The 19,508-nt window shown below is 64.0% G+C and carries 25 protein-coding genes; 9 read left to right on the top strand and 16 right to left on the bottom strand.

From position 1 onward, the window contains the following. Positions 1-35: 35 nt before the first annotated feature. The 6 genes from C453_RS14740 to C453_RS14715 all read right to left on the bottom strand — a co-directional run bounded on the left by C453_RS14740 (position 36) and on the right by C453_RS14715 (position 2,663). A complete protein-coding gene (locus C453_RS14740) occupies positions 36-350 on the bottom strand; it encodes a hypothetical protein (protein WP_008325631.1) in 315 nt (104 codons plus the stop codon). Positions 351-352: 2 nt separating this feature from the next. Beyond that, positions 353-574: a hypothetical protein gene (locus tag C453_RS14735; protein ID WP_008325630.1), complete on the bottom strand. Its 222-nt coding sequence runs from the start codon at positions 572-574 to the stop codon at positions 353-355. A 145-nt stretch (positions 575-719) separates the two neighbouring features. Then, the gene (locus C453_RS14730; protein ID WP_049907715.1) at positions 720-974 is read right to left on the bottom strand and encodes a hypothetical protein; all 255 of its coding nucleotides are present in this window, start codon (positions 972-974) and stop codon (positions 720-722) included. Between the two features lie 85 nt (positions 975-1,059). Then, positions 1,060-1,335, bottom strand: coding sequence for a DUF7130 family rubredoxin-like protein (locus C453_RS14725; RefSeq protein ID WP_049907714.1), 276 nt, complete (start codon positions 1,333-1,335; stop codon positions 1,060-1,062). Between the two features lie 38 nt (positions 1,336-1,373). Then, the gene (locus C453_RS14720) at positions 1,374-2,429 is read right to left on the bottom strand and encodes a YihY/virulence factor BrkB family protein (RefSeq protein ID WP_008325627.1); all 1,056 of its coding nucleotides are present in this window, start codon (positions 2,427-2,429) and stop codon (positions 1,374-1,376) included. A gap of 48 nt (positions 2,430-2,477) precedes the next feature. Beyond that, positions 2,478-2,663 carry a hypothetical protein gene (locus C453_RS14715; RefSeq protein WP_008325626.1) on the bottom strand — a complete coding sequence of 62 codons (186 nt, stop codon included), beginning with the start codon at positions 2,661-2,663 and terminating at the stop codon, positions 2,478-2,480. 87 nt (positions 2,664-2,750) lie between these two features. On the opposite strand from C453_RS14715, the gene C453_RS14710 reads away from it, so the two are divergent. The 3 genes from C453_RS14710 to C453_RS14700 all read left to right on the top strand — a co-directional run bounded on the left by C453_RS14710 (position 2,751) and on the right by C453_RS14700 (position 4,567). Next, entirely contained in the window at positions 2,751-3,065 is a 315-nt protein-coding gene (locus C453_RS14710) for an MTH1187 family thiamine-binding protein (protein WP_008325624.1), read from the top strand. Between the two features lie 87 nt (positions 3,066-3,152). Continuing rightward, positions 3,153-4,085, top strand: coding sequence for a methenyltetrahydromethanopterin cyclohydrolase (gene mch / locus C453_RS14705; protein ID WP_008325620.1), 933 nt, complete (start codon positions 3,153-3,155; stop codon positions 4,083-4,085). Beyond that, the gene (locus C453_RS14700) at positions 4,082-4,567 is read left to right on the top strand and encodes a hypothetical protein (protein ID WP_008325619.1); all 486 of its coding nucleotides are present in this window, start codon (positions 4,082-4,084) and stop codon (positions 4,565-4,567) included. Before mch ends, C453_RS14700 begins: the two co-directional genes overlap by 4 nt. Here C453_RS14700 and C453_RS14695 read toward each other — a convergent pair whose 3' ends face one another. The 8 genes from C453_RS14695 to C453_RS14660 all read right to left on the bottom strand — a co-directional run bounded on the left by C453_RS14695 (position 4,568) and on the right by C453_RS14660 (position 14,638). Continuing rightward, positions 4,568-6,172 (bottom strand): GTPBP1 family GTP-binding protein, encoded by a 1,605-nt coding sequence (locus C453_RS14695; protein WP_008325618.1) that lies wholly within the window; start codon positions 6,170-6,172, stop codon positions 4,568-4,570. 127 nt (positions 6,173-6,299) lie between these two features. Next, complete coding sequence (locus C453_RS14690) at positions 6,300-6,845, bottom strand: J domain-containing protein (protein WP_008325617.1); 546 nt, start codon at positions 6,843-6,845, stop codon at positions 6,300-6,302. Positions 6,846-7,099: 254 nt separating this feature from the next. After that, on the bottom strand, positions 7,100-7,897 hold the full coding sequence (gene pyrF, locus C453_RS14685) for an orotidine-5'-phosphate decarboxylase (protein ID WP_008325616.1): 798 nt from the start codon (positions 7,895-7,897) through the stop codon (positions 7,100-7,102). 58 nt (positions 7,898-7,955) lie between these two features. Then, the gene (locus C453_RS14680) at positions 7,956-9,149 is read right to left on the bottom strand and encodes an MFS transporter (protein WP_008325610.1); all 1,194 of its coding nucleotides are present in this window, start codon (positions 9,147-9,149) and stop codon (positions 7,956-7,958) included. A gap of 126 nt (positions 9,150-9,275) precedes the next feature. Further along, positions 9,276-10,091, bottom strand: a complete 816-nt coding sequence (gene nadC / locus C453_RS14675) for a carboxylating nicotinate-nucleotide diphosphorylase (RefSeq protein ID WP_008325608.1) — start codon at positions 10,089-10,091, stop codon at positions 9,276-9,278. Beyond that, entirely contained in the window at positions 10,078-11,628 is a 1,551-nt protein-coding gene (locus tag C453_RS14670; RefSeq protein ID WP_008325607.1) for an L-aspartate oxidase, read from the bottom strand. The genes nadC and C453_RS14670 overlap by 14 nt, the downstream gene beginning before the upstream one ends. Further along, positions 11,625-12,758 carry a quinolinate synthase NadA gene (gene nadA, locus C453_RS14665; protein WP_008325605.1) on the bottom strand — a complete coding sequence of 378 codons (1,134 nt, stop codon included), beginning with the start codon at positions 12,756-12,758 and terminating at the stop codon, positions 11,625-11,627. The genes C453_RS14670 and nadA overlap by 4 nt, the downstream gene beginning before the upstream one ends. 338 nt (positions 12,759-13,096) lie before the next feature. Beyond that, on the bottom strand, positions 13,097-14,638 hold the full coding sequence (locus tag C453_RS14660; protein ID WP_008325603.1) for an amidohydrolase: 1,542 nt from the start codon (positions 14,636-14,638) through the stop codon (positions 13,097-13,099). A gap of 105 nt (positions 14,639-14,743) precedes the next feature. On the opposite strand from C453_RS14660, the gene hmgA reads away from it, so the two are divergent. Continuing rightward, positions 14,744-15,955, top strand: coding sequence for a hydroxymethylglutaryl-CoA reductase (NADPH) (gene hmgA, locus C453_RS14655; RefSeq protein ID WP_008325602.1), 1,212 nt, complete (start codon positions 14,744-14,746; stop codon positions 15,953-15,955). A 33-nt stretch (positions 15,956-15,988) separates the two neighbouring features. Here the strand turns inward: hmgA and C453_RS14650 are convergent, their stop codons facing one another. Next, positions 15,989-16,645 carry a helix-turn-helix domain-containing protein gene (locus C453_RS14650; protein WP_008325601.1) on the bottom strand — a complete coding sequence of 219 codons (657 nt, stop codon included), beginning with the start codon at positions 16,643-16,645 and terminating at the stop codon, positions 15,989-15,991. Positions 16,646-16,780: 135 nt separating this feature from the next. Between C453_RS14650 and C453_RS14645 the strand changes: the two genes are divergently transcribed. The 3 genes from C453_RS14645 to C453_RS20250 all read left to right on the top strand — a co-directional run bounded on the left by C453_RS14645 (position 16,781) and on the right by C453_RS20250 (position 17,641). Then, positions 16,781-16,996, top strand: a complete 216-nt coding sequence (locus C453_RS14645; protein WP_008325600.1) for a YgaP family membrane protein — start codon at positions 16,781-16,783, stop codon at positions 16,994-16,996. Further along, entirely contained in the window at positions 16,993-17,226 is a 234-nt protein-coding gene (locus tag C453_RS14640; protein ID WP_008325598.1) for a hypothetical protein, read from the top strand. Before C453_RS14645 ends, C453_RS14640 begins: the two co-directional genes overlap by 4 nt. Positions 17,227-17,491: 265 nt before the next feature. Then, complete coding sequence (locus tag C453_RS20250) at positions 17,492-17,641, top strand: hypothetical protein (protein ID WP_160163409.1); 150 nt, start codon at positions 17,492-17,494, stop codon at positions 17,639-17,641. Positions 17,642-17,668: 27 nt separating this feature from the next. On the opposite strand, the gene C453_RS14635 is transcribed toward C453_RS20250, so the two are convergent. Then, a complete protein-coding gene (locus C453_RS14635; protein WP_008325596.1) occupies positions 17,669-18,208 on the bottom strand; it encodes a DUF5817 domain-containing protein in 540 nt (179 codons plus the stop codon). A 78-nt stretch (positions 18,209-18,286) separates the two neighbouring features. Here C453_RS14635 and C453_RS14630 point away from each other — a divergent pair, with 78 nt between their 5' ends. Together C453_RS14630 and C453_RS14625 are read left to right on the top strand one after the other, a co-directional pair. Further along, positions 18,287-18,628, top strand: coding sequence for a cupin domain-containing protein (locus C453_RS14630; protein WP_008325594.1), 342 nt, complete (start codon positions 18,287-18,289; stop codon positions 18,626-18,628). Between the two features lie 187 nt (positions 18,629-18,815). Further along, positions 18,816-19,325, top strand: coding sequence for a hypothetical protein (locus C453_RS14625; protein WP_008325592.1), 510 nt, complete (start codon positions 18,816-18,818; stop codon positions 19,323-19,325). Positions 19,326-19,508: the final 183 nt, after the last annotated feature.

The raw sequence follows: 19,508 nt of genomic DNA, 5'->3' as shown, positions 1-19,508 counted from the left end.
AGACGCTAGCGCACAAGCGCAGAACAGGCGTACAGTTACTCTCCTGAGAGTGCCACGCCCGAGTCACGACCGTCTTTCCCGTGACGCCAGTACCAGTACAGTCCGTACAGACCCCCGGCGAGTAACACCAGTGCAAACCCTTCGAGCGCGTAGTGGAGCGGAGCCCCGTTTGCAACGAGTCCGTCCGCAGTGACCTGAAGCAGTTCGTACGAGAGCCACGTGAGACACATCGACACGAGAAGCACGGCCCGTTCGAAGGGCACCTTATCGCGGACGTACTGGACGAGCGTAAATCCGAGAAGCGTCGCGTACGCGACGAGCAACCACTCGTCGACGACTTCGGGAATCATAACTAGTCCCATGGGCCGACTGCGACGACGAGTCCCGCGACGGTTGCGACGATGGCGACGAAGACGAGTGGCGACGTGAACGCCACTGACGTGAGAAAGTCGATTGGACCGGCGCTCTGAGAGACGCCAATATCGAACTGCCCGGTAGAGAAGGCGACAGAGAGACCGACGGCGGCGGCAGCGACACCGGCGAGTCGCCCACCGAGGGAGGAATTGGAGACCATACTCCATCTCTGAACGTCCGATACTAAGTAATTGACATCTCGGCTTGACATCTCAGCCTTCGAGTGCACCGTCTATCCGCCCTCGCGTGCGCCCGCAACTCTCGCGTGCGCAAGCGGAGAAGAGATAATTGGAGTCGGACGAGAGTTAATACCCGAGCGTGTCCACCGTCTCGATTCGCTCGATACCGTCGAGTTCGCAGAGAGACGCGACGTCGGATTCTGGAATCGAGACGACGACACCGCCGAACTGGAGTTCTCGTTCGACCGTTCCACCGAGGTCCGAGACGCGCTCGTCGAGGTTGGTGCGGGACTCGTCGTCTGTGGGTTCGATTCGGAGTTCAGCCAGTTCGTCGTCGAAGGGATCGTCGCGCATCCGCCGAACGGGGTGAGAGAGATACATGGCTACTGCTCCGCAGTGCCGAGAAAAAACAGTCGCGGTCGACCACGGCGACCCCCACTGGGCTGTCGACCGGGGTGTCGAGGTCTCAATCTTCGGTGTAGTAGTAGAGCGCTTCGCGCGCTGCACTGCAGTCTGGGCACACCGAAGGGAACGCTGTGAGCGACCCCACCGCGCCACAGTCGTCACACTGCCAGACGAGGTGAGCTTCGCCGAAGTCCTTGTGTGCGAGCGACCGGTGTTCGACGATGGACGGCGGGTTCACGGCCCGGGACTCGGTCGTCGAACGTCGTTCAATCGCCTCCCACATCTTGGGGTCGCCCTCGAACGGCCGCGCCGGTTGTGCAGGTGTTTTGGTAGCCATACACATACATTGGTGCGCTTACACCATAATGCTCGTCGTCACTCGTCGAGAGTGTCCGGCCACGACGACCATCTGAGTTCGAACCGGACCGGTCCTTCCGGGAGGAACCGACTGGTGTCGGTATCCAGAACCACTTTCTCTGGACGGGGAATCACGACACGTTCGTCGCCGATACGAACCTCGACGTCGTCGGGAGCGTTCGCAAACAGGTGGTCGAACTGTTCGAGCGCAGCGACGACTTCGCGCCGGTTCGTCCCGCCGGACTGCGAATCGAGCGGGACGCCGCCGAAGAGCGGGCGGACGTTCACGTCGCGAGAGCGGTTCGAGAGGACAGCATTCACTGCAGCACCGAGAAGAATCACGAGGCCGCTGAAGTAGAGCCACGTCAAGAGAACCAAAATCCCGGCGACGACGCTGGAATCGGGAGAGCGACTGCTGAACTGGACGTAGAGTCGGAAGAGTGATTCGAACGTCGTCAGTCCGACCGCCGCGACGAGCGTCCCGGGGACGACTTCGAGGGCGACGAGGTCCTCGTCCGGGAAGATATAGTACATCGGGAAGAACGTCACGAACAGGACGACGACGAGGAGGACACGGTAGATGACCCACCCGAGCGTCCCGTCAAGCGGCGGGAGCACAGTCTCGATGAGCGCCCCGACGACCACGGCGAGCGCCACGGTAGCGAAGACGACAATTCCGTCCGAGAGCTGGTCGGCGAACGTGTTGGCCGCTTCCGACTCGTAGATGTCCGAGAAGGCTGTATCGAGGCTGCGGAAGATTCGGAGCGTCCCCCAGACGAGGACGAGCACCCCGATGAGAGACAGGCTGGCGAGTTGGCTCGATGCCTCTAATTCGGCGACGATGACGCTACTCGCACCAGGAGTGAGTACAGACTCGATGACTGCGAAGACGCTCTCGCGGAGGTTCTGGTCTCCTGTCGCCGAAACCGCAGCGAGGACGAGCAGAAACAACGGGAGAAGCGAGACGAACGCCCCGTAGGCGATGCTTCCGGCCATGAACGTGAGGCGTTCTGTGCGCACTTCGTAGACGATTGCTCGCCCGAGCGTGAGCGCCCGCTCGACGCGTGAATTCATGCCATCCGATACGTCGGCAGAGGAGAAAAAGAACGCCGCAGCCGAGTGTCAGCGTTGGTCAGTAAACAGCGAAAGTGCGATACCGAAGATGGCACCCGTTGCGGTCCATTCGGTCGCATAGCCCACGACGGAACCGATAGCGGCACCGAGGGCGACGCAGACGACGACGCTCACGGCGAAAACCGCAAGCCGACGAGTGTGCCCGGAGCGAACCATATCGAAACCGGAGGCCATTCTGCAGCATAGCCTCGTCGGTTCGAAATCGTCGTGCAGTGGCGTAGCACACCCGTTTTTACAGTTCAGTACGACGAGATATCCGATATGACAGTCATCGCAATGCTGAGCGTCGCACCGGTAATCGAAGAGAGCATGTCCGGGGAGGTCGCCAAGGCGGTCGCCGCCCTCGACGACTTCGACGTCTCCTACGAGACGAATCCGATGGGCACCGTCATCGAGGCCGACGACATCGACGAACTACTCGCGGCAGTCGGTGCAGCCCACAAAGCGGTCGACGGCGACCGAATCAGCACGGTGCTGAAGATAGACGACAAACGCACCTCCGACCAGCGCGCCGCAGACAAAGTCGCCGCCGTCGAAGACCATCTCGGGAGAGAAGCGAAGAAAGAACGCGAGTGAGTTTTCACGTCGGTCGAGGCCCGCCCGCGGCCCGAATTCGGTATTCGACTGACAAACCCTTTAGCGGAAGGCGCACAATCGGCGTCCATGGATAGCATCAACCGAATGGCCATCGAACTGGTGGACGAGGCGCTCGACTTCGCCGGTGAACTCGGCATCGAGGGCTACGAACTCGACTCCGGGACGACGGTCATCGACTTCGGCGTCGACGCCGACGGTGGGGTCGAGGCGGGAATGCTTCTCACCGAGATACAGACCGCTGGCCTCGCCACCGTGCAGACGCGCATGGGTGAGGTCGCCGGTACCCCGCGCCAGTACGTCGAACTCTCGACGGACCGCCCCGCACTCGCCCTTCTCTGCTCACAGAAAGGTGGCTGGGAACTCGTCTTCGACGACTTCGACGGACTCGGTTCGGGTCCCGCCCGCGCCCTCGTCGGCGAAGAAGAAGAGTTCCACCACCTCGGCTACTACGACGAGTTCGACCTGACGGTCCTCGCTGTCGAGAGCATCGAACTCCCGACAGACGAGGTGGCCGAACACGTCGCCGACATGACCGACCTCGAACCAAGTGCCGTGTTCCTGCCGACCTACGCCACCGGCTCGGTCGTCGGGAGCGTCACTAGCTCGGCTCGCGCACCCGAACTGGCGATGTTCAACCTCTTCGAAGCCGGATACGACCCGAACAACGTCATCTCCGTCTCCGGGAGCGCACCGCTCGCGCCCGTCAGCTACGACGAGAGCGTCGCGATGGGTCGGACCAACGACGCCGTCGCCTACGGTGGGCGTGTCCACATGACCGTCCACGAGGACTTCGACGACTTCGACAGCGCCATCTCGACCGCTGGCGAGGAGTACGGCGTCCCGTTCGAGCAGGTGTTCGAAGACGCCGACTGGGACTTCAACGAAGTTGACCCGGGCATCTTCGGCCCTGCACAGGTCACTATCGACGTGGTCAACGGCCCGACCTACACGCTGGGTGAGACGGACGAAGACGTGCTCGCCGAGTCGTTCGGGCTGTGAGGCGAAAGCCGGTCCCGCCCGCCCCGGACTCGCTGGACCGACTGTGGGAGGCCCACCGCGCCGTCCCGCTGATTCCGGGGTCGGAAGACGACTGTTGCGGTCGCCTCGCCAAACGGCTGGACGTGACGCCCGACGAGGGGCGCGACTGGCTGGTGTTCTGTCAGTCGCTCGGCCTCGCCCGCGAGACGAGCCGCGGCTTCGAGCGCATCCGCGACGACTGGGAAGACGAGGAACTCAGAGACGCCTTTGTCGACCACGTCTTCGGCGCACAGGAGGTCCTTGACGACCTCGACGAGCACCCGCAGTCCGCCGCCGCCGTCTTCGACGCGTTCGAACCGACCGTTCCGAACTGGGAGCGTCACCGCGACCCCGAAGGCTGGGAGTCGCGCTGGTGGACTCGCGTCGAGCGCCTGCTCGACTGGGCGGTGCTGTTCGGTGCGGCAACGCGAGCAGAAGACGGGTACGTCGCGGTCGAGCCCTGATTATTCGACCTTCGTCACGGTCCCGACGCCTTTCGACCGGCCTTCACGGAAGACGAATCGCTGACCCTCCTCGACGAAGTACGGCCGGAACTTGAACTCGATTCGGGTCGTTCCCGTATCGCCCGGCAGGAGCCGGCCGCCTTCGGGATGGAAGATAGCCGCCTCGGATGCGGTTTCGAGGTGGACGACCGGTTCGTAGCCGTCTTGGATTCGCGTCGGGTGGTTGAGGACCATCACCTCGGCTTCGAACTCTCGGACGGCGGTCGGGTTCGAATCGATAGGCAGGAGCACCATCCCGCGCTGGATTTCGGACTCGTCGACTCCTTTGAGTGCGATGCCGACGATTCGGCCCGCATTCGCTCTGTCGACGCGGTGGTAGTGCATCTCGATAGACCGGACCTCGACCTCGCGGAACGACCCATCCGACATCGGCCCGAGGAGCAGTTCGTCCCCAGCTTCGACAGCGCCGGAGTTGACAGTCCCCGACGCGACTGCCCCGACGCCCGTCACCGAGTAGGTGCGGTCGATGTACATGCGGAAGTCGCCTTCTGCGGCGCTTCGCTTGGGTAGCGACTCGAAGAGGTGGTCGAGTTTGTCGAGTCCGTCCATCGTCACTGCGCTCGTCATCACGATGGGGACGACAGATTCGTTGATTTCGTCGACGGCGGCGTCGACACCGTGGCGCTCGACGCGGAGCGGGGTTCGACCAACGTCGCGAAGGAGCCGTTCGACCTCGCGTTCGACTTCTGCGCTTCGGGCGTCTGAGACCGCGTCGGTCTTGGTGATGGCGACGACGGTCGGCAGTTCCATCGCGAGGAGGATGCCGAGGTGCTCGCGAGTCGTTCGCGTCGGGCCGTCGTCGGCAGCGACGACGAGCAGGCCGTAGTCGAGTCGCTGGCCGACGAGGCCGCGAATCGTCGTTCGAAGCCACGGCTCGTGGCCGACAGTGTCGACGAACGAAACGAGTCTGTCGGCCTCTTGGACGACCTGCGCGCGGTCGGATTTCCGGTGCGGGTTGCGCATGTGGACCGGGCCATCCTCAGAAAAGCCGTAGACGGCGTACGAGAGGTCCGCCGAGAGGCCGCGTTCGACCTCGTGCGGTTGCACGTCGAGGAACGAACGCGTCCCACCGTCACCATCGTCCGACTGGCCAGTGACGAGCGAGCCGACGAGCGTCGACTTCCCGTGGTCGACGTGGCCGGCGGTGCCGACGACGATGTGGTCGTCGTCTACGTCGAGCATCGCGCCTTCGCGGATGGTGGCGACGCCGACGAGGCCGCGTTCGGCACTCTCGCCGACCCCCCACGTCTCGACGTCTTCGATGTGCGCACCCGCCTCTTCGGCGAGTAGGGAAAGCACGTCCATCGTTTCGGAGAAGTCGTCCGGCGAAATGCCAGCGATACCGCCGTCGTCGGTGACACCAACGACGTAGGTGGCGACGCCATCGCCGGAGAGCACTCGGTGACGGAGCTGAGCAGCAAGCGACTCCATCCGACCATCAGACAGGTGAACGGCGCGAGTGAGGCGTTCTTTGAATTCGACGTTTCCGCCTTCTTCCTCACCGCGCTCGAGGGCCGCTTCGAGGGGGGCCCGATCCGCGCTCATGGAAAGCCGTAGGAAACCGACCGTGAAAACCCTTTCCGCGGTATCACTTACCGTGAGACAATTTAGCAATCAAGTGGTCTATTGATTTCCGAAGCTTCCGCCAGCAGTTTGATACCGCCCAGTGAGATCACTCCGAGAGGCGTTCGTAAGCCCGCGTGACGCGCTTGAACGCCTTCTCGTCTCCCGATTTTGCGTCTGGGTGTGTCTCCTTCACGCGCTCGCGATACGCCTCCTTGACGTCGGCCTGTGAGGCATCTTCGTCGAGGCCGAGAGTTCGAAGTGCTTCGCTTCGGCTCAGTCCCGACCGAGGTGGTCGAACGCGCGGGCCTCCCTGTCGGCCGTTCTGTCCCCCGCCTGCGCCACTGAATCGACCTGCTCGGGGGCCTTCCTGCGGGTCTCCGCGAGGACCAGCACCAAATCCACCAGTCGCACGCTGTTGTCGCCCGCTCGCGGAGCGAAATCCGAACCCGGCGGCGTCGGCGCGGACACGTTTTCCGCGGTAGCGCTCTTTGAGTCGGCCGCTTGCGTGTGAGTACATGAAGTACGTCGTCGCGCCGAACGGGAGGGCAACGAGGAGCAAGACCGGTTGGTAGACGAACGCCAACACCACGAGCAGCATCGTGAGGCCCGCGAACACCGCCGCGAGGCCCAAGACGAGTCGTTCCCGGTCCACGCTCGTAGTTGGTGGCGCACGCTGGTAAACGTCTCGCTGGGACAGGGTCAGTTCGAGGTACAGTCATAGGGTTCGCCCCCGTGTGTGAATTATGGGCAAGGTCGAATCTGACACAGACGACGAATTCGTCTGTGACGTGTGCGGGCGAGCGTTCGAGACGGTCGAAGAACGAGAAGCGCACCTCCGGTCGGAGGGGCTAGTCGACTGACGGAATCGGCGACAGCAGCAATATCGGCGTCGACCGAGACGCCAGCTTACCGGTACTGATTCAGTCGGTTCTTGAGACGCTTCGCCGCCTGTCCGGCGGCTTTGTCGAAGTCCTCGCCTTGGTCCTCGCCAGCGAAGATGATACCCCGCGAGGAGTTCACGAGACCGACGCCGTCGGCGAGACCGAATTCGACGGCCGCCTCGGCGTCGCCGCCCTGTGCACCCACGCCGGGGACGAGGAACGGGAGGTCGGGAACCTGTTCGCGGATGTGTTCGAGTTCGTCGGGACCGGTCGCGCCAACGACGAGGCCGACGTTTCCGTTTTCGTTCCAGAGGTCACAGAGCGCGGCGACGCGCTCGTAGAGGGGTTCGCCGGATTCGAGTTCGAGCGACTGGAGGTCTGCACCGCCGGGGTTCGAGGTGCGACAGAGGACGAACACACCCTTGTCCTCGCGGGCGAGGAACGGCTGAATCGAGTCGCGACCCATGTAGGGGTTGACGGTGATGGCGTCCGCCTCGTCCAGCAGGTTCGCGTACTTGCGCGTCGTGTTGCCGATGTCGGCGCGCTTGGCGTCCAAGAGGACGGGCACGCCCTTGCCGTGTGCGTAGGCAATCGTCTCGCGGAGGGCGCGCCAGCCGTCGGCGTCCTCGTAGAACGCCGCGTTCGGCTTGTACGCCGCCGCGTGTTCGTGCGTCGCGTCGATGATGCGGCGGTTGAACGCCCACCGCGGGAGGTCCTTGTCCAGAAGGTGCTCCGGAAGACGGTCGAGGTCGGCGTCGAGGCCGACGGAGACGACGCTGTCTACCTGCTCGATTCGGGACCGAAGGTCGTCGAAGAAGCCCATTGAAACCGAGTGCGACGACGGGGAGTAAGGGGTTTTCCCTTCGGCGCTGGGACGCCCTTCACACCGGCCGGTCCACGACCCACAGAATCCCCGCACCGACGACCAGCACCCCGCCGAAAGCCGCGAGCGCGCCGGTCGGTGAGACGATGTCGGCGACGACGCCGCCCGCGAGTTCGAAGGGGACGACTGCGAGCGAGTAGAGCATCCCCGCTGCCGAGAGGACGGTTGCCCGGCCGACAGAATCGACGCGGTCGTTCACGTACTGATTCCCGAGAACGCCGGAGACGTTCGTCACGCCGCGGGCGAGGGCGAACGCGGGGAACGCGAGCGGGCCGAAAATCGGCAGCACCGCGTACGAGGCAGCCACGACGACCGGCGCGAGGAGAAACCACCGGCGGACACCGAGACGGTCGCCAATCCAGCCTGCACGGTAGGTCGCCGCGGCCGCGACGAGCGAGAAGACGGCGTAGGAGGCACTGACTGCCGTGTTCGTCGCCGAACTCGGAACTCCGAGTTCGAGCGCCACGTCGCGGAGAATCGGCTGGTCGAAGATATAGACCATGTTGACGACGCCGAACAGGAGCGCGAAGTAGACCACGAAGCCGCGGAGTGGCGGACGCGTCAGTTTCTCCCGGATGACGCGGAGGGCCGTCCGTGGGGTGAACCCATCGTCACTGCCGCCCGATTCCGGGACCGAGAGGAGAATCGGAACCCCGAGCGCCGTCACCACCGCAGTGGCGAAGAAGGGAACCGAGTAGTTCGTCGCGTCGGCGACGACGCCTCCGGCGAGGGTCGTCACGGCCCCGATTGCAAGCCCAATGCCGGTCGCGCGGCCACGTACGTTGGCGAACTCGTGCGTTTCGTTCGTCTCGTCGAGCAGGTCGTAAAGCCAGGCGTCGCCACTCCCGGAGCGGAACGTCTGGCCGACTGCCCAGGTTGCGTAGACGACGGCGAACTGGAGGAACGTCTCCGAGAGGCCCATCGCGACCGTCGAGACGGCGATAATTCCCGTGCCGAGTGCCATCGCGTTCCGCCGACCGAGCCTATCACCGAGATAGCCGGTCGGAATCTCGCCACCGACGAGGGCGAGCCACCAGATGCTGTTGAGCGCGCCGACCTCGGCGAACGAGAGCCCGTTCGAGCGAACGAACAGAATCCAGATAGCGGCGGTAAAGGAGACGAACTCGGTCGATTTGTAGGCGTAGTATTTGGCGATAGGAGTCGCAAGCCGCCCTCGCCGGAGCACGTCCATTGCCCTCACCGCGCCCGCCGAAGGAATGAAACTGCCGGACTGCGGGCGACTGGCCAATGCGGACGGCCGACCGACCGACGCGGTCGGCCGCCCGAACCGGTCGACGCGATGCGACGCAGTGCGACGCTACTCGTTTTCGCCCGTTCGGAAGGAGAAGTCCAGACTCGGCGCGCTGTGGGTCAGCCACCCCATCGAGACGACGTCGACACCGGTCGCGGCGTAGTCAGGAAGGGTTTCGAGCGTGATGCCGCCACTGGCTTCCGAGAGGGTTCCCTCCGGGAGGAGTTCGACGCCTTCGGCCACGCGCTCCGGCGGGAGATTGTCGAACATGACGATGTCGGCTCCGGCCTCGGCAGCGCGTGCGCCCATCTCCGGCGACTCGGCTTCGACTTCTATCTTCGTCGCGAACGAGGCGCGTTCTCTGAAGCGGGAGACGGCTTCCTCGATGCCGAGTTCGGTGATGTGGTTGTCCTTGACCATGACCATCCCCGAGAGAGTGAGTCGGTGTGTGTCGCCGCCGCCAGCGACGACTGCGCGCTTCTCGATGCCTCGAAGCCCGGGCGTGGTCTTTCGCGTCGCTGCGACTCGAACCGAATCGTCGACTTCGTGAGCGCGGTCGACCGCATCGCGCGTCACCGTGGCGATTCCCGACGCGTGACCGGCCACGTTCACCGCGACGCGTTCGCCGCGAAGCACGTCCTGTGCAGGTCCCTCGACGCGGAGCACCACGTCGTCAGGTTCGATCCGAGCACCATCCTCGACCATCGCTTCCGCCTCCACGTCGAGGTAGTCGAAGACGGCGACAGCAGCGTCGAGACCGGCGGCGACGCCAGACTCGCGGGAGACGAGCCTCCCGGTCGTCTCGCCGGGGACGTGGTTCGTCACGTCGTGGTGGCCCACGTCCTCTGCGAGCCAGTGTTCTATCGTCTCAGTCGTCAGCATGGATGGCCTCTTCAGACTCGGTCAGGCGATGGCATCCGGCGGACGGTGCTTCTGAGGCGGCGCGGGCGACGAGGAGTGAACAGATACACGCGTTTCTGAGTTCGAACAGCGACCGCGACACACGTGTTCGGGCGTACGCGTCGGCTTCGCCCTTCAGTCGCCGGATGCGCGCTCGGGCGGAACGCAGGCCGTCCGGTGTTCGTTCGACGCTCACGTACTGGTCCATCGTCTCGCCGAGGCGGTCGAACTTCTTTTCGGTGAATTCCTTCGGAAGCGCGGGGTCGCGGTCGTCGGGCGCGACGTATTCGATTTCCCGCGCCGCTCCCCGGCCCTGTTCGGCCGCAGCCTCGCCAGCGCGAGTCCCCCAGACAAGCCCTTCGAGGAGGCTCGTCGAGGCGAGTCGGTTGGCTCCGTGGACGCCGGTTCGGGCGCACTCGCCGACTGCGAAGAGTCGGTCCAGCGTGGTTCGCCCGCGGTCGTCCACGGCGACGCCGCCGCAGAGGAAGTGTTCGCTAGGTGCGACAGGAATCCCGTCGTCGGGGTCCACACCCCGGTCGTCGCAGAGGTCGGCGAGGTCAGGGAACTCGTCGCGGAAGTCGAGTGGCGACACGTCGAGCACGACACGCCCAGTTGCGTCTCGCTCGCTGGCGACGGTGCGGGCGACCACGTCTCGGGGTGCGAGTTCGGCGTCCTCGTGGACATCGGGCATGAATCGCTCGCCGTCGGCATTTCTGAGGACTGCCCCTTCGCCGCGGACTGCCTCGCTCACGAGGAAGGGTTCGGGCGCGTCGTCAGCCTCGGCGGCGGCGGCGTTCGGGTCCGAACGCGGGTCGTAAGCGGTCGGGTGGAACTGCACGTACTGCATGTCCGAGACGGTGGCTCCGGCGAGCGCGGCCATGGCGATGCCGTCGCCGGTCGCACCCGGCGGGTTGGTCGATGTCTCGTAACAGGCACCGATGCCGCCCGTCGCGAGAATCGTCGTTCCGGCGAAGACCGGTTCGACCTCGCCGTCGCGGAGCGTAACCGCTCCGCGAACGACGCCCTCCTCCGTCAACAGCGAGAGTGCGGCGGTGTCGTCGCGGATGGTGACGCCCTCGTGGTCCGAGAGGTACGCGAGGAACGGCCGGAGGATGTGCTCGCCGGTGCTGGCGTCCACGTGGAGGATGCGGCGCTCGGAGTGGCCCGCTTCGCGGGCGAGTGCAAAATCGTCGTCCTCGGAACTCGATGTGCCTGCTCTGTCGAAGTCTACGTCGAGGGTGTCCACGAGGACGTCGTTCACGACGTCCGCGGCCTCGGAGACGAGTACGTCGACCGCGTCGGGGTCGGCGGTATCGTCGCTGGCGCGGCACACGTCGGCCGCGAACGATTTGGGGTCGGACTGCGTGACGGCGATGCCGCCCTGCGCCCAGTCGGTGTTCGCGTCCTCGGGTTCGCTCGCTTTCGTCACTACGAGCACGTCCGCACCCTCGCGTGCGGCGGTGAGCGCGGCGGCGCACCCGGCGATTCCGGACCCGACGACGAGTACGTCCGTCTTCATAGCTCTAACATCCGTTCGAGGGCGACTTCGGCCAGTTCCTTCTCTTCGGGCGCGACCGAGACGACGTTCGGCTCACGCCCGTCGGCCAGTTCTTCGAGGACCCACGTCAGGTAGTTCGGGTCGATTTGCCGCATGGCGTTGCAGTCCATACAGGCGTCACCGCAGAGCGGGTCAACGTTGACCTCGGGATGCCAGCGCGCGAGGTGTCGCGCGAGGTGGACTTCGGTCCCGATGGCCCAGTGTTCGCCCGGTTCCGCGTTCTCGATAACGTCGCAGATGTGGCTCGTCGAGCCGACTTCGTCGGCGGCCGCGACGACTTCCGGGCGGCACTCGGGGTGGACGACGACCTGTGCGCCGTCTTCCTGTGCTTCCTCGACGTGGCTGACGCGGAACCGCTCGTGAACTTGGCAGTAGCCATCCCAGAGGACGACTTCCGCGTCTTCGAGTTCGGAGGTGGCTTCCCCTTCGGCGACGCCGCCTGCCCACGGGTCCCACTCGACGACCTCGTCGATACCGAGGTCGTTCGCCGTGTTGCGGCCGAGGTGCTTGTCGGGGAGGAAGAGAACGACGTCACCGCGCTCGAAGGCCCACTCGAAGGCGTCGGCGGCGTTCGAGGAGGTACAGATAAGGCCGCCGTGGGAGGCACAAAAGGCCTTCAGGTCGGCGTAGGAGTTCATGTACGTCACCGGAATCACGTCCTTCCCGCCGGTTCCGGAAACGAGGTCTTCCCACGCGGAATCGACCTGCACCGCCTCAGCCATCCCGGCCATCGGACACGACGCCTCCATCGACGGGAGGATAACCGTCTGGTCGTCGTCGGTGATGATGTCGGCGCTCTCGGCCATGAACGTCACACCGGCGAAGACCACGTACTCCGCGTCAGACTCGGCCGCGCGCTTCGAGAGTTCGTACGAGTCGCCGATGAAGTCGGCGTGCTCGACGATTTCCCGGCGCTGGTAGTTGTGGCCGAGGACGATGACGTCGTCGCCGAGGGCCTCGCGAGCAGCCTCGATACGTCGAGACCGCTCTTCTTCGTCGAGTTCGCGGTGGCTCTCGGGGAGCTGCTCGAACGTGTCGTACTTGAACAGGCTCAGGTCGGACTCGAAGCCGACCGATTCCAAAGTGACCATGATTATAGTTCGATACGATAAGCGTCAGAGCGCATCATTGAAAAATATATTTCTTCAATGTCGCCAGTGGCGGGGTGAATACTCTATCTCAATGGCTACTACGGGAGAATAGTTGCCACTAATTGCTCTCACTTCGACGAAAAATCCTGCTATGAGCACTCAATACTGTAAAATTGCTACTGAATGAAGACGCATGGATAATCGGTGATGGTTCCAGCACTCCTATTGACGAAGTACTCGCTATCGGCGAACGCTCGAAGAATCGTTCCGCTGACAGCGTTCGAGTCGATTTTTGTTCGAAGAAGGTTCAGTACGGCGGTTCTGTCGCTCGTTCGGTCTCAGGCGTCGCGCTCGAAGACGACCCGGCCGGCGACGATAGTCATCGCCACGTCGATGTCGCGAATCGACTCTGCCTCCCACGGCGACTCGTCGAGGACGACCACGTCGGCTTCTTTCCACGGTGTAACTGTCCCCAGTCGGTTCTCGTCGAATCCGGCGTAGGCACTTCCGGACGTGTAGGCTCGGAGCGCTTCGGTGACGGTAAGCGACTGTTCCGGGTCGGGATGGTTCGTCGCGAGGTCGACGCCGAGAAGCGGGTCCAGTGGCATGCAGTCACTTCCGAACGCGAGGTCGACACCGGCGTCGAGGAGGTCGCGGTAGCGGTTGGTCTGGAGGCGGCGCTCGCCCAATCGGTCAGCGTAGAGGCCGTCGTCGTCGGCCCACTTCAGGAAGTTCGGTTGCACCGAGGCGACGACACCGAGGTCGGCGAAGCGTTCGATTGCCTCGTCGGATGCGAGTTCGACGTGTTCGACGCGATGGCGAGCGCCCCGCGGGTCGTCGGTCGCCTCGTAGGCGTCGAGGACGGTGTCGATTGCGAGGTCGCCGATTGCGTGGGCAGAGAGTTGATACCCTGCCGCGGCCGCGTCGGCGACGAGTTCGTGTACCTCGTCGGGGTCTACGACCCACTGGCCTGTCTCCTCGGGAGCGTCAGTGTATGGGTTCGAGAGCTTCGCGGTCCGCCCGCCGAAACTCCCGTCGGTGAACGTCTTGATTGCACCAGTGGTGACGAGACCCCTACCGTGATTCGACCGTAGGCCGACCTCGCGGAGGGCGTCGAGGTGGTCCGACCAGTAGTTGATTCGGACGCGCAGGTCCAACTCGCCCGCGAGGTCGAGGTCGCGGTAGACCTCGGGTGCGCGTGACCCGCGAACCATGTCGTGAATGCCGGTGACGCCGTGGGCAGTCGCATAGTCCTGTGCGGCGTGGACGAGTTCGGCCATCTCCTCGCGGTCGGGTTCGGTCACGTCCCAGAGTACGTCGATGGCCTCCTCGACGATGACGCCCGTGGCCCTGTCGTCGGTACCCGAGGTCTGGATGCAGTCGTCGGGCATCTCGTCGCCGAAGCGGTCGAGCACGACCGAGTTGACGCCAGCGGTGTGCATGTCTTCGCGGAAGGCGACGACGGGAGCGGAGTCGGAGACGGCGTCGAGGTCGTCGCGGGTGAGATAGCGAGTCTCGTCCCACGTGCTCTCGTCGTAGCCAAAGCCGAGAACCCAGTCTCCGTCGTCTACTTCGGCCGCCCGCTCGCGGAGCACATCGAGTGCATCGGCGACCGAATCAGCCTCCGAGAGGTCGGCGTGGACGAGTGACCGCCCGACCATCGGGAGGTGCGTGTGGGCGTCGATAAAGCCGGGGAGGACGACCTTCCCGCCGCAGTCGACGACGCGTGTCTCGACACCAGCGAGGAGTTCGATGTCGTACGCGCGACCCACGCGGACGATTCGACCGTCTCGGATAGCCACCGCCTCGTGGGTCTCGTCGGGCGATTCGAGGGTATGTACCTCGGCGTTCGTGAGGACGAGGTCCGCTGCCGCAGTCATACGTGTGACCCCGAGGCGGGAAGCCAAAGTCGTTCGGGCGTTCGCGGTCCTACCGAGAGTGGGAAAACCGGAACCCGTTTGGGCCGGGGCCGAAAACGTCGGAGCATGACAGACGCCGCGTCCCTCGCCGACCGCGTTCGGGAGGGTGAACTCCGCCTCCACGAACTCGAAGCACACGCCGACGCCGACACCGCCGCCGAGGCACGTCGCCTCCTCGTCGAATCCCAGTCGGGTGCGTCCCTCGATTCGGTCGGTAACTACGGCTTCCCCGCCGAAGCCGCCGATACGGCCATCGAGAACATGGTCGGTGCCATTCAGGTGCCGATGGGCGTCGCCGGCCCCGTCGAAATCGACGGTGGCTCCGTCGACGGCGAGAAGTACCTCCCGCTTGCGACCACCGAGGGCGCGCTCCTCGCGTCGGTCAACCGCGGGTGTTCGGTCATCAACAGCGCTGGTGGCGCGACCGCTCGCGTCCTCAAGTCGGGCATGACCCGCGCACCCGTCTTCCGCGTGGACGACGTCGCCGAGGCCGAAGCGCTCGTCTCGTGGGCCCGCGAGAACTTCCAGACGCTCAAAGACGCGGCCGAGGAGACGACGAACCACGGCGAACTGCTTGACGTGACTCCGTACGCCGTCGGCAACTCGGTCTTCCTGCGCTTCCGCTACGACACCAAAGACGCGATGGGGATGAACATGGTTACCATCGCAACCGAAGCGGCCTGCCAAGTCATCGAAGAGGAGACCACCGCCTCTCTCGTCGCCGTCTCGGGGAACCTCTGTACCGACAAGAAGCCTGCCGCTATCAACGCTGTCGAAGGCCGCGGCCGCAGCGTCACGGCCGACGTTCGCATCCCGCGGGAAATCGTCGAAGACCGACTCCACACGACGCCCGAAGCGATTGCGGAACTCAACACGCGAAAGAACCTCATCGGGTCGGCGAAAGCCGCTAGCTTCGGCTTCAACGCCCACGTCGCGAACGTCGTCGCCGCGATGTTCCTCGCGACCGGGCAGGACGAAGCGCAGGTCGTCGAGGGGGCGAACGCCATCACCACCGCCGAAGTGCAGGACGGCGACCTCTACGTCTCGGTCTCGATCGCCTCACTGGAAGTCGGCACCGTCGGTGGCGGCACCAAACTGCCGACGCAGTCTGAAGGCCTCGGCATCCTCGGCGTCCGCGGCGGCGGCGACCCGGCGGGGTCGAACGCCGACGCTCTCGCGGAGGCAATCGCCGTCGGTTCCCTCGCGGGCGAACTCTCGCTTCTCTCCGCGCTCGCCTCGCGAAACCTCTCCAGCGCGCACGCCGAACTCGGTCGATAGAACAGCCCCAACGAACCGGTTTTCTCGATTTCGCTACTCGCCGAAGAGCGACGAGACGATTCGCAACTCCGCCCGTCGCAGGTGTTCCGAGGCCGTCGCAGTCGAACAGCCAAGCTCCTCGGCGACATCGGCGGTGGTCACCGCGCGCGGAACGTCGTAATAGCCGAGCCGAAGTGCCGTCTGTACTGCCTCTCGCTGTCGCGGGGAGAGCGACCGCCTGGGGTCGCCCGCGGCGACTGGTCCCGACCCAACCGCATCGACAGTCACCGGTACGTCGTTCGGAACCCCTTCGACTGCGGCTTGAATCGCGCTGTCTGTCCCGACGAGCGTGAACGTGCTGCTACCGTCGTCGTGACACTCGATAGGCGGGACGGTGAGGACGTCTTCGCGCGTGAAGTTCTCGAACAACACGCGGCCTGCCGTGACACCCGCAGCGGCGAGAAAGCAGTACGCTTCCTCGTCGCCGTTCGGGAAGAGTTCGAAGTCGCGCACGTTCTCGGCTGTTTCGAGTGCGTCGCCGAGGCGGTGATAGTCCCCGCGGACCAGAAGAAGGAACCCGACCGGCGGTTCCGTGACGTTCCAGTTGACGATGGCGACGTCCGAGAGGTAGGTCGTCTCTCGGGTGAGAAGACGGTAAACCGGAGGGAGATATGCCTCGGGCGGAGAGAGCGTGATTCGGACCCGCTTCATACGAACACACCCCAACACGCGGCCACAAAACAGCGTCGGGGAGTGCCGACCGTCCTCACACCCCAGGTGCTTGAGTTAAACCCCTCAAACAGATTCGGCTGTATCGACTTCCGCTCTGCGCACCGTCGTCTACACATGCGACAAAACGTTGGAACATCCGACCGAATCCTCGGACTCTGGCTACTCGCCGTTGCCGTCTCCGCTTTCCGAGTTGGGCGGCGGGCGATGGCGGCAACGACCGGAATTGCGGGTCTGGGACTGGTCCAGAACGCCGTCACGGGATTCTGTGGCTGCAATTGGTTGTTCAGCATCGACACGACGTGCGACGGTGACGGAGCGTGCCGCCGATGAGTGGAGGCACCGCCTTCACTCGGCGACTGCTCTCGGGGATGTTGGAGATGGGTGACATCGTCGTCTTCGACCTTCTCTTCGGAGGCGACCTGCTCACTTCGTTCTCGGCAGTCGTGGGAATCGCGCTCTTTGCCATCGCGTTCGGGACTGGTGACTCGCTACTGGTGGCAGCACTGGTCGCCGCAGCCAAACGGACGCGGGTTCTGTCGTCTTTCACGTCGCCCGAGTAGCACATTCCCCGAGTGCTCGGCAAAACAGCGGACCACGGTGGTTACAGTGTGACAGAAATTCGGTTTCACTTTCACTTTACTTAAACACCTCGAACTGTCTCTATTCCACCGTCAGACACTGCCGAAGTACCGACATGCGAGATGGCATCGTGTTTTACTTTCACTCCGCTTCCGTGGCTCGATTTTATTCTCCGCTCGCCGGTAGGATTCAAACGCGTCCGTCCGGCGAGTACCGGCGGGCGTATCCACACTCCCATCCCCTCCCATGTTCGACCCTCCCGCCAGTTTCGACTCCGAATCGAACGACGACCACGACGAGGTCCGTCGCGTCGCGGTAGCCTTGCGGCTCCTGAAGTTGGCACTCGGCGTCGTCGCATCCACACTCACTATCGCGAAGCTCTTGGGCTTCCTCTGAGTCGCGGGCGACTCCCCCGACTGCGAGTTAGAGAAGTCGGTATCGACCGCCGGACTCCGAAACCTCGCCTCGTCGGCGAAGTTTTTCCAAGAGGTCGCGAGCCTTGTCCTCCGGGACACCGTTCTCGGTCGCGGTCGCGACGATTTCGTCTTCCGTTGGCCGGTCTCCTGCTCGGATGGCGTTCTTAATCGCAGTCAGTCGGTCGGTGGCCCCGGACGACGACGCACGGCCACGCTCGGCGCGCTCTCCCGCGTCGAATACCTCGTCGGCGTCGAGACCGAACCCTTCGAGGTATTCCCGGTCGTCGACACCCGACTGCTCGACCTGTCTGTCGAGTTCGGAGACGTGTGCAACCTGCGAGAACGCCTCGCTGTCGCCGTGTTTCTTCGCCAAGAGCGCCGCCCGTGCCTGTCTCGCAGCGTCGCGGTCCTCGGTCTCGAAGAACCGCCGCAACTTCTTCGTCTGATGACGCCGACCGCACCGCGAACACGTCGCCGTCTCCGACCTGTCAGGGTCCGATAGCAACCACATGTTCGCACACTCCGTACAGCCCACGACCGCGTACATAGTCGTCACTTCCTCGTATTCCGATTTGAACCTTCGGACGGGCGGCGGGTTTACTCCCTCTGAACGTGAGTTGGTACCATGGAACGAATTTCCATCGACGACGTGTCCCCGACCGAGGCGGTCGAAGACGTTCACCTGGCTATCCTCGCCGGCGGCGAGAAGATGAACGTACAGCACTTCCGCATCGAACCCGGCGCGACGGTGCCGGTTCACGAGCACCCGCACGAACAGGTCGGCTACATCGTGGCCGGTGAACTGACGTTCGTTCTCGACGACGGCGACGAGGTCGTGGTGGCCCCCGGTGATTCGTACTCTCTTGCCGGTGGTGAAGCACACGGCGCGGAGAACCGTGGTGACGAACCAGTCGTCGGCATCGACGTGTTTTCACCACCTCGGGACGACGCCCCCTGGCGAGACTAGTCCACTTACGTTCGGTCTCACCATTTCTGTCTCGTTAATCAGCACGCGGCGACAGGGGAGAAAGCATTTATCAAGCGAGTATCACGATACACTTGTCCCTAACTATGCCCTCCCCTCGCGTACTTCCTCTATGGAAAGCGCACCGCCCGAGCCGAACGCCACACCCACAGACGGGTCAGAGTCACTAATGCGACGAGTCGCTCTCGCCCGCCAGCCGTGGCTCTGGGTGTTCGTCGGCGTGTGGGCGGTGTTCGTCAGCGTGCTCCACTTCGGTGGGCTGGCGTACAACATCTACACGAAAATCTGGTGGTGGGACCTACTCACCCACTCGCTTTCGGGATTCGGCGTCGCTGGCGTGTTGTTCCTCGTCTTTCCGAAGACGTTCGTTCGTCACCGTGCACCCGTGGTCGTCGCTGGCATCGTCCTCGCTATCGGTTCCGGATTCGAGGTGTACGAGTACCTGTTCAAGGACTTCTGGTACGGGTGGTCGACGGCCTACTACATCGAAGACACGATTGTCGACCTCGTCGTCGACGCTGTCGGAGCGCTCGGATTCGTCGCCCTCGTGAACGTGCTCACTCGGCGTGGCCCGACTTCCACGACGTCCCACTCGGGCACTGAGCACCGGCAGCACCCTGCAACTCTCCGCTCAGACGGTGGCGACCGGACCTCCACGAACGAAGAGCAGACCAACTGAAACCACAGACCGGCTCACGTCGGCCAGTCTCCCACCTCGTCTGGGAATAAAACGTCACAGTACCCCACATCTCACACCCAGTAAGCAGTCATTAAATTAACTCGGTAGGTGTCACGCCGTCGGGAAAACGTACATACCGGCGATTCTCATTGTATCCTCCATGCGACAACGGGGACCCCCGCA

The sequence above is a fragment of the Haloferax elongans ATCC BAA-1513 genome (genome assembly GCF_000336755.1).
Classification (GTDB): Archaea; Halobacteriota; Halobacteria; order Halobacteriales; family Haloferacaceae; genus Haloferax; species Haloferax elongans.
Note: the sequence above shows the minus strand (reverse complement) of the source record. Positions and strands in the feature narration are given on the sequence as shown.

What these genes read in the sequence shown, in the direction of transcription:
- C453_RS14720 (WP_008325627.1), bottom strand. Translation starts at nt 2,429, where the DNA reads ATGAATTCACGCGTCGAGCGGGCGCTCACGCTCGGGCGAGCAATCGTC.
- C453_RS14730 (WP_049907715.1), bottom strand. Translation starts at nt 974, where the DNA reads ATGTATCTCTCTCACCCCGTTCGGCGGATGCGCGACGATCCCTTCGAC.
- C453_RS14740 (WP_008325631.1), bottom strand. Translation starts at nt 350, where the DNA reads ATGATTCCCGAAGTCGTCGACGAGTGGTTGCTCGTCGCGTACGCGACG.
- nadA (WP_008325605.1), bottom strand. Translation starts at nt 12,758, where the DNA reads ATGGTCACTTTGGAATCGGTCGGCTTCGAGTCCGACCTGAGCCTGTTC.
- C453_RS14645 (WP_008325600.1), top strand. Translation starts at nt 16,781, where the DNA reads ATGCGACAAAACGTTGGAACATCCGACCGAATCCTCGGACTCTGGCTA.
- C453_RS14660 (WP_008325603.1), bottom strand. Translation starts at nt 14,638, where the DNA reads ATGACTGCGGCAGCGGACCTCGTCCTCACGAACGCCGAGGTACATACC.
- C453_RS14695 (WP_008325618.1), bottom strand. Translation starts at nt 6,172, where the DNA reads ATGAGCGCGGATCGGGCCCCCCTCGAAGCGGCCCTCGAGCGCGGTGAG.
- C453_RS14640 (WP_008325598.1), top strand. Translation starts at nt 16,993, where the DNA reads ATGAGTGGAGGCACCGCCTTCACTCGGCGACTGCTCTCGGGGATGTTG.
- C453_RS14625 (WP_008325592.1), top strand. Translation starts at nt 18,816, where the DNA reads ATGCGACGAGTCGCTCTCGCCCGCCAGCCGTGGCTCTGGGTGTTCGTC.
- C453_RS20250 (WP_160163409.1), top strand. Translation starts at nt 17,492, where the DNA reads ATGTTCGACCCTCCCGCCAGTTTCGACTCCGAATCGAACGACGACCAC.
- C453_RS14725 (WP_049907714.1), bottom strand. Translation starts at nt 1,335, where the DNA reads ATGGCTACCAAAACACCTGCACAACCGGCGCGGCCGTTCGAGGGCGAC.
- hmgA (WP_008325602.1), top strand. Translation starts at nt 14,744, where the DNA reads ATGACAGACGCCGCGTCCCTCGCCGACCGCGTTCGGGAGGGTGAACTC.
- C453_RS14630 (WP_008325594.1), top strand. Translation starts at nt 18,287, where the DNA reads ATGGAACGAATTTCCATCGACGACGTGTCCCCGACCGAGGCGGTCGAA.
- C453_RS14680 (WP_008325610.1), bottom strand. Translation starts at nt 9,149, where the DNA reads ATGGACGTGCTCCGGCGAGGGCGGCTTGCGACTCCTATCGCCAAATAC.
- C453_RS14650 (WP_008325601.1), bottom strand. Translation starts at nt 16,645, where the DNA reads ATGAAGCGGGTCCGAATCACGCTCTCTCCGCCCGAGGCATATCTCCCT.
- C453_RS14670 (WP_008325607.1), bottom strand. Translation starts at nt 11,628, where the DNA reads ATGAAGACGGACGTACTCGTCGTCGGGTCCGGAATCGCCGGGTGCGCC.
- nadC (WP_008325608.1), bottom strand. Translation starts at nt 10,091, where the DNA reads ATGCTGACGACTGAGACGATAGAACACTGGCTCGCAGAGGACGTGGGC.
- mch (WP_008325620.1), top strand. Translation starts at nt 3,153, where the DNA reads ATGGATAGCATCAACCGAATGGCCATCGAACTGGTGGACGAGGCGCTC.
- pyrF (WP_008325616.1), bottom strand. Translation starts at nt 7,897, where the DNA reads ATGGGCTTCTTCGACGACCTTCGGTCCCGAATCGAGCAGGTAGACAGC.
- C453_RS14635 (WP_008325596.1), bottom strand. Translation starts at nt 18,208, where the DNA reads ATGTACGCGGTCGTGGGCTGTACGGAGTGTGCGAACATGTGGTTGCTA.
- C453_RS14710 (WP_008325624.1), top strand. Translation starts at nt 2,751, where the DNA reads ATGACAGTCATCGCAATGCTGAGCGTCGCACCGGTAATCGAAGAGAGC.
- C453_RS14735 (WP_008325630.1), bottom strand. Translation starts at nt 574, where the DNA reads ATGGTCTCCAATTCCTCCCTCGGTGGGCGACTCGCCGGTGTCGCTGCC.
- C453_RS14715 (WP_008325626.1), bottom strand. Translation starts at nt 2,663, where the DNA reads ATGGCCTCCGGTTTCGATATGGTTCGCTCCGGGCACACTCGTCGGCTT.